This window comes from Mesorhizobium sp. M6A.T.Ce.TU.002.03.1.1 (assembly GCF_003997275.1).
GTDB classification, from domain to species: Bacteria; Pseudomonadota; Alphaproteobacteria; order Rhizobiales; family Rhizobiaceae; genus Mesorhizobium; species Mesorhizobium mediterraneum.
This window is the reverse complement of record NZ_RZTI01000211.1, coordinates 1-6,281: the sequence shown is the minus strand read 5'-3', so window position 1 is coordinate 6,281 and position 6,281 is coordinate 1. Positions and strand designations below refer to the sequence as shown.

Below are 6,281 nucleotides of genomic sequence, written 5' to 3'. Positions count from 1 at the left end.
CGTCAGCACCTGCCATTTTTTTGAACCGACGCGTGAACCTTTCCTCTCCGAGCCGCACCAAGACGGTATGGACGCCAAGAAAGGCGCTCCCCAACCGGAAGGACGCCAGGACGGCGATCCTCGATCCAAGAGAAGGAAATGCTCAAATGACCAATATCTCGAACTTCAAGCGCCTATCGCTCGCCGCTGCCATCGTCGTCTCGGCCTTCAGCTCGATTTCCGTTCCGAGCTCGGCCTTCGCCGACGGCACGCATCCGAGCGGCGGCGGCGCGGTTTGTAAGGGCGCGGGTCATTGCCTGGTGCTGCAGCTCGACTGCAAGGGCACATACACGGATGCCACCGATTCCAACGGCACTGTCTACGGCAAATGCAGCCAGACCGCCCAGGTCAGCCCGAACAACAGGCTCAAGCTCGCGCGCTGATCCACCTCGACGAAAGTGGCGGCTGTCTACGGGATGGCCGCCACTTTCTTTTGCCTCAACGTGCCGATCTCGACGTCGCTCGCGACGTTTTCTGCTGTCGGCTGAGGAGCAGGCTGGCGACGAGGCCGACCACAACCAGCCCGACAGCGGCCGCTGTCGCCGGGTGCTCGCGGGCTGACTTTTCTATCACCCTGCTTTGCCTCCTGATCGCAGGCAGCGCCTCGCTGAAGCGCTCGGCAAGATCCGAATAATAGTCCGACGCTGTGTCACGCCCGTCCTCGTAGTAGGCGCTGCCCCGCCTGGACACGGCTTTCCTCAGCGCCGCCAGTTCCCTGGAGAGGGCCGCGACCTGCTTTTCAAGGTCGATGTCGGAGAGGGTCGAAAATGATACCATGATATGCTTCCTTCCTTTCCGGGAGGAACGCATGATTCCGGAAGCAGTTCCGGTTCTGCCGGCGATCGATCCGCTCTTAGCGCACCTGATCGAGCAGGCGCTTGCACTCCAGAAGGTCGAACAGTGCTTCCTGCAGCAAAGCGCGATTGTCGCGCGAGAGTTTCGACGTGCCCGGCTGCACCGGACCTTCGTCGTCGGTTTTGCCCAGGCCGAAAAAGCGCCGGCTGGGTTTCACCTTGGGCTCGCCGACCAGCATCTCATCATCGGCGCCGCGCGGCTGGGCCGCCGGCGTCAGCGGCACCGCATCGGCCTGCCGGCGTTGCGAGATCGCCTCGACGGCCGCCATGTCGCCATTGCCGATGGCGACCAGGAAGTGGTTGCCGTTCTCGCGCAGCAGCTTCTGCACGCCCTTGATCGTATAGCCCTGGTCGTAGAGCATATGGCGGATGCCCTTGATCAGTTCGACATCCTGCGGCCGGTAGTAGCGGCGGCCGCCGCCGCGTTTCATCGGCTTGATCTGGTTGAAACGCGTTTCCCAGAAACGCAGCACATGCTGCGGCAGGTCGAGATCTTCTGCGACCTCACTGATGGTGCGGAAAGCATCGGGGCTCTTGTCCATGGGCGAAATCCTCACGCTGGAGCATGATCCCGAAAGGTGGGAATCGGTTTTCGGGCAAGATCATGCTCAACAAAGAACCATTCCGATCCGGCTTGTTCTGCCGAATCGGGCCTTATTTCAGCGGTTTATGAAACAATATTCAAGCCCGGCGTCAAAGGGGGCGATCGTTTTCAACCGAGCTTTGAAGCGCAGGCGCTATTTGCTGCCCTTGGCCTTGCTGTTCTGATGGGCGCGCAGGATGCGGTTCTTCAGCACATTCGATGATTTGAAGGTCATCACGCGGCGCGGCAGGATTGGCACTTCCTCGCCGGTTTTGGGATTGCGCCCGATGCGCTCGTTCTTGGAGCGGACATGGAACGTCGCGAACGACGACAATTTCACCGTCTCGCCGCGAACGATCGCTTCGCAAATCTCATCCAGAACCGCTTCGACGAGTTCGGCCGATTCAGTACGCGACAAGCCGACCTTGCGATAAACGGCTTCAGCAAGATCGGCGCGCGTAAGTGTCTTTCCCCCCATGCGAACCGTCCCATCAGCTCAAAAATATAAATCGATACAAGCAAAGATAGAGCCTAAGTAATTGATCCGGCAAGGTCAAGGACCGAACCTGTCAGTTCGGCAAACTTACCAGCGAACCAAAACCGCGCCCCAGGTGAAGCCCCCGCCCATCGCCTCGATTAGCACCAGGTCACCCTTCTTGATGCGGCCGTCGGCGACGGCCACCGACAGAGCCAGCGGCACGGAAGCAGCCGAGGTGTTGCCGTGCAGATCGACCGTAACCACCACCTTTTTCTCTGCTATCCCGAGCTTTTTGGCGGAAGCGTCGATAATTCGTTTATTGGCCTGATGCGGCACGAACCAGTCGAGATCTTCAGCGGTGATGCCGGCCTGTGCGAACGTCGCCTCGATGACGTCGGTGATCATGCCGACCGCGTGCTTGAACACCTCGCGGCCCTCCATCCTGAGATGGCCCACCGTTCCGGTGGTCGACGGTCCACCGTCGACGAACAGTTTGTCCTTGTGGGCCCCGTCGGAGCGCAGGCTGGCCGCCAGAACGCCGTGGTCGGCAATGCTGCCCGCCCCCTCTCCTGCTTCCAGCACCATCGCGCCGGCGCCGTCGCCGAACAGGACGCAGGTCGAGCGGTCGCTCCAGTCGAGGATGCGCGAGAAGGTTTCCGAGCCGATCACCAGCACGCGTTTTGCCAGGCCGCCTCGGATATAGAGGTCGGCGGTCGTCACCGCGTAGACGAAGCCCGAGCATACCGCCTGCATGTCGAAGGCGAAGCCGTGATGCATGCCGAGCCGGTTCTGGATCTCGACAGCGGTCGCCGGAAAGGTGTTGTTGGGCGTCGAAGTTGCCAGCACGATGAGGTCGATATCGGCTGGCGTCAGGCCGGCATTGGCCAGCGCCGCGCGTGCCGCCGCCTCGCCCAGTGAAGCCGTCGTCTCGTCGTCGGCCGCGATATGGCGCTGGCGGATGCCGGTGCGCTGAGCGATCCATTCGTCTGACGTCTCAACCATGCCTTCGAAATCGGCATTCTTCATAATGCGGCGGGGCAGCGCGGCGCCTGTGCCGCGCACGACTGATCTGATCAAGGCTCTTTCCTATTCCTCTGCGTCGGCAACGACGTCGGATTTCCTAGATGTCTGGGCATGCGGATTGCGCGCATGGAACAGGTCAAGGTCGGCTTCGATGCGATCGAGCAGATTGTTGCGCACCATGTCGTAGCCAAGCTCGATCGCCGCCGCGAAGCCGTCCGAATCGGCCCCGCCATGGCTTTTCACCACGATGCCGTTCAGCCCCAGGAAAACACCGCCATTGGAGCGGCCGACATCCATCTTCTCGCGCAGGCGATCGAAGGCGCCCTTGGCGAACATATAGCCGATCCTAGCCATCAGCGTCCGGTTCATCGCGGCGCGCAGGTAACCGGCGATCTGTCGTACCGTTCCTTCCGCCGTCTTCAGCGCGATATTGCCGGCAAATCCTTCGGTGACGACCACGTCGACCGTGCCCTTGCCGATGTCGTCGCCCTCGACGAAGCCATGGTAGTTCATCGAGGCCATGTTGGCTTCGCGCAACATGCGGCCCGCCTCCTTGACCTCTTCCTGGCCCTTGATCTCCTCGACGCCGACATTGAGCAGGCCGACGCTCGGCCGTTCGATGCCGAAAACCGAGCGAGCCATGCCGGTGCCCAGAATGGCAAAATCAACCAGTTGATGCGCATCCGCGCCGATGGTGGCGCCGACGTCCAGCACCACGCTTTCGCCGCGCAATGTCGGCCAGAGCGCCGCGATCGCCGGGCGGTCGATGGTCGCCATGGTGCGAAGGCAGAACCTCGACATCGCCATCAGCGCGCCGGTGTTGCCGGCCGAGATGCAGGCGTCGGCGGTGCCTGCCTTGACTGCCTCGACGGCTTTCCACATCGACGACTTCCAGCGACCATGGCGCAGCGCCTGGCTCGGCTTGTCGTCCATCCTGACTGCTATCTCGCAATGGATGAACTCGCTCACTTCCGCCAGCTTGGGGAATTTTGCGAGCTCGGGGCGCACCGCCTCCTCGCGACCATAGATGACGAAACGGATGTCGGGACGCCGGGTCGCGACCGTCATGAGCGCCGGGATGACCACGCTTGGTCCGTGATCGCCGCCCATGGCATCGATGGAAATCCTGATCACGCGGTATTCATCTCACAGTTTGCTTGAGCGAGCGCCTGGCGCTGGCAACGGTTTGGGGCTCGCGAAGGTTCGGCGAAAATAGCGTTTTTGGGCTGCCGCACAACCGGCTTTCTCCGATTGGGTCGGCTTTTCAGGATTTTCCCAGCAGGGAACGCAGCTTTTGCTGGAATTCGCTTTCCTCAGTCCCGGCATCGCCGGCAGCCTCCATCGAAACGCCTTGCTTGCGCGGATAGGGATCGATCGCCAGTCCAAAGAACTGCTCGGCGAGCGCTCCGACATCAATCGTATTGCCGGAAAACGTCTCCGGGCTGTCCGGCCCTTCGGCATCGAGCAGTATCTCGCCGCCGCCCTCGAAACCCTGCCGCCCGAGCTTGGACTGCTCCGGCAGGAACAACCCGTCGACCGCCTCGTCGATATGCGCCGTGACCGGGTCGAGGGTGACGATGCAGGCCTGGGTGATGTCGGCCTCGACGCGGCCGCTAACCTTGACGCCGTTGCGCTTCCATGGCGTCACTAGGAGTTCGGCGCGGTAGTTCTCGACCGAGAGCAGCTCGTGCTCGCCCGCCAGCGCGGCGCGTTGCGCGGCGTCGGCCTCGATCACCACCGGCAGCCCCTTTTGCGGCAGCCGGGCGACATTGGCCAGGAAGGACACAGGGCTCTGGGAATCGGCGTGTTTCATCTTTTCCTTAGATAGTCTTGGGGACGGGGAATGCCACCGTGCCGGAAACAATCGATTCGGTCGGCTGTTCCGCGAGTCGCCTGGAGACATCGGCGACGTAGCCGGCCAGATCCGTTGCTTGCGGCCAGGCGCCGGCATCGGGCCTGACATTGCGGGCAAGGGCAATAGAAAGTGCGTCGTGGTCATTTCGCTCCAGCGCATCGTCATAAGCGGCGGTGCGGCCGTAGAACATCTTCGCCAGTTTCTTCATGCGCTTCGGCACACCGACGTCGCCGACGCCCAGTTCCCGCAGCGAATGCTCGACATCCATGAAGAACTCGTCGATCAGCACCTGCGCGACCTCCCCGGCAACGCCGCCCTCGCCGCGCAGCCGGTGCTGAAACAGGAACATGTGCAGCGACAGCATCTCGAAGCGGCCAAGCGGCGTGTCCGGTACATTCCAGTCGGAATAAAACACGGTTTGCCGCGCCGCTGCCACGATTTGTGCGTAAAGCGCCTCGGTGATAGCGCGGTTGGCGTGACGTTCGCGACCAAAAAGGCGCTGGAACATTGAGGGTGGTCTCCCGGGGACCGTTTGTTGAATTGGCCTTGTTGCATCGGCGAGCAAGCTGGTTTACCGGTTTTGCGGCCCAGCGCAAGTTGCGGCCAGCTAATGGAGTTGTAGTTGCGCGCGCTGAAAATCAAGTCGACTTTTCTGCCCAGGCCCGCTTTGTCAAGGTCCGCCGGCGCGATCTCGCTGCTGGTGGTCGCTTCGGCGCTTTCCGCCTGCAACTCGTCGAAGATGATCGGTGATCTCAATCCGAGCGAGACGCTGACGCAGGGCTACGTCATCGACCAGCAGGCGATCGACCTGGTGCCGGTCGGCTCAAGCCGCGAACAGGTGCTTCTGGCGCTCGGCACGCCATCGACGAAGGCGACTTTCGACAACGAGGCCTTCTACTACATCTCACAGACGCGCAAGCGTTACGTCGCCTTCGACAAGCCGAGGCTGGTCGACCAGAAGGTGCTGGCCGTCTATTTCGGCGAGGACGGGCGCGTTACCCAGATCGCCAATTACGGCTTGAAGGACGGCAAGGTGTTCGACTTCATCTCGCGGACCACGCCGACCGGCGGCAAGGATCAGAACTTCCTCAGCCAGATCATCAACGGCGCCAGCAAGCTGGCGCCCGGCCTACCCGGCGGTAGCGGCGGCATGCCCGGCGGCTGATTCCTTTCGGCCTTTCTTCCTCTCTTTTGCTTCCTTGGAAGCAGCAACATCTCAGGCGACAGAAAACCCGCGGGAGCGATCCTGCGGGTTTTCGTTTTGAGGCAGCAGCCATTGTCGCAGGCCACGCGAAACATTCAAAAATGAAAAACCCGCGGGATCGGTCTGGATTTCGGCCCTGGGGCTAGAGCGGTTCATCGTTTCACGGAAACGCCGAACCGCTCTATCTCTTTGTTTTTGCGCAATTCCGGACGGAAAACCGCTTCACACTTTTCCTGGAATTGCTC

General features: G+C 61.6%; 10 protein-coding genes. 3 read left to right on the top strand and 7 right to left on the bottom strand.

Annotated elements, in window-relative coordinates; genetic code table 11:
• Nucleotides 1–146 precede the first annotated feature (146 nt).
• On the top strand, nt 147–422 hold the full coding sequence (locus tag EOC93_RS32185) for a hypothetical protein (RefSeq protein WP_095485786.1): 276 nt from the start codon (nt 147–149) through the stop codon (nt 420–422).
• A gap of 55 nt (nt 423–477) precedes the next feature.
• On the opposite strand, the gene EOC93_RS32180 is transcribed toward EOC93_RS32185, so the two are convergent.
• Both EOC93_RS32180 and EOC93_RS32175 read right to left on the bottom strand, forming a co-directional pair.
• Complete coding sequence (locus EOC93_RS32180) at nt 478–816, bottom strand: hypothetical protein (protein WP_126106891.1); 339 nt, start codon at nt 814–816, stop codon at nt 478–480.
• A 76-nt stretch (nt 817–892) separates the two neighbouring features.
• Nucleotides 893–1,435 (bottom strand): MerR family transcriptional regulator, encoded by a 543-nt coding sequence (locus EOC93_RS32175; protein ID WP_095485784.1) that lies wholly within the window; start codon nt 1,433–1,435, stop codon nt 893–895.
• Between EOC93_RS32175 and EOC93_RS32170 the strand changes: the two genes are divergently transcribed.
• A complete protein-coding gene (locus EOC93_RS32170) occupies nt 1,434–1,661 on the top strand; it encodes a hypothetical protein (RefSeq protein WP_127206622.1) in 228 nt (75 codons plus the stop codon). The two genes, EOC93_RS32175 and EOC93_RS32170, sit on opposite strands and share 2 nt — an antisense overlap.
• Here EOC93_RS32170 and EOC93_RS32165 read toward each other — a convergent pair.
• The 5 genes from EOC93_RS32165 to EOC93_RS32145 form a co-directional block, all read right to left on the bottom strand.
• Nucleotides 1,631–1,954: an integration host factor subunit alpha gene (locus EOC93_RS32165; RefSeq protein WP_095485783.1), complete on the bottom strand. Its 324-nt coding sequence runs from the start codon at nt 1,952–1,954 to the stop codon at nt 1,631–1,633. The two genes, EOC93_RS32170 and EOC93_RS32165, sit on opposite strands and share 31 nt — an antisense overlap.
• A 105-nt stretch (nt 1,955–2,059) precedes the next feature.
• Nucleotides 2,060–3,031, bottom strand: a complete 972-nt coding sequence (locus EOC93_RS32160) for a beta-ketoacyl-ACP synthase III (RefSeq protein ID WP_127206621.1) — start codon at nt 3,029–3,031, stop codon at nt 2,060–2,062.
• A gap of 9 nt (nt 3,032–3,040) precedes the next feature.
• Complete coding sequence (gene plsX, locus EOC93_RS32155) at nt 3,041–4,111, bottom strand: phosphate acyltransferase PlsX (protein WP_095485781.1); 1,071 nt, start codon at nt 4,109–4,111, stop codon at nt 3,041–3,043.
• Nucleotides 4,112–4,241: 130 nt separating this feature from the next.
• Nucleotides 4,242–4,790 (bottom strand): DUF177 domain-containing protein, encoded by a 549-nt coding sequence (locus EOC93_RS32150; protein ID WP_127206620.1) that lies wholly within the window; start codon nt 4,788–4,790, stop codon nt 4,242–4,244.
• A gap of 7 nt (nt 4,791–4,797) precedes the next feature.
• Nucleotides 4,798–5,340 carry a ubiquinol-cytochrome C chaperone family protein gene (locus EOC93_RS32145; protein WP_095485779.1) on the bottom strand — a complete coding sequence of 181 codons (543 nt, stop codon included), beginning with the start codon at nt 5,338–5,340 and terminating at the stop codon, nt 4,798–4,800.
• A 114-nt stretch (nt 5,341–5,454) separates the two neighbouring features.
• Here EOC93_RS32145 and EOC93_RS32140 point away from each other — a divergent pair, with 114 nt between their 5' ends.
• On the top strand, nt 5,455–5,997 hold the full coding sequence (locus tag EOC93_RS32140; RefSeq protein WP_127206619.1) for an outer membrane protein assembly factor BamE: 543 nt from the start codon (nt 5,455–5,457) through the stop codon (nt 5,995–5,997).
• Nucleotides 5,998–6,281 lie beyond the last annotated feature (284 nt).

What these genes read in the sequence shown, in the direction of transcription:
- EOC93_RS32185 (WP_095485786.1), top strand. Translation starts at nt 147, where the DNA reads ATGACCAATATCTCGAACTTCAAGCGCCTATCGCTCGCCGCTGCCATC.
- EOC93_RS32180 (WP_126106891.1), bottom strand. Translation starts at nt 816, where the DNA reads ATGGTATCATTTTCGACCCTCTCCGACATCGACCTTGAAAAGCAGGTC.
- EOC93_RS32175 (WP_095485784.1), bottom strand. Translation starts at nt 1,435, where the DNA reads ATGGACAAGAGCCCCGATGCTTTCCGCACCATCAGTGAGGTCGCAGAA.
- EOC93_RS32170 (WP_127206622.1), top strand. Translation starts at nt 1,434, where the DNA reads ATGGGCGAAATCCTCACGCTGGAGCATGATCCCGAAAGGTGGGAATCG.
- EOC93_RS32145 (WP_095485779.1), bottom strand. Translation starts at nt 5,340, where the DNA reads ATGTTCCAGCGCCTTTTTGGTCGCGAACGTCACGCCAACCGCGCTATC.
- EOC93_RS32150 (WP_127206620.1), bottom strand. Translation starts at nt 4,790, where the DNA reads ATGAAACACGCCGATTCCCAGAGCCCTGTGTCCTTCCTGGCCAATGTC.
- EOC93_RS32165 (WP_095485783.1), bottom strand. Translation starts at nt 1,954, where the DNA reads ATGGGGGGAAAGACACTTACGCGCGCCGATCTTGCTGAAGCCGTTTAT.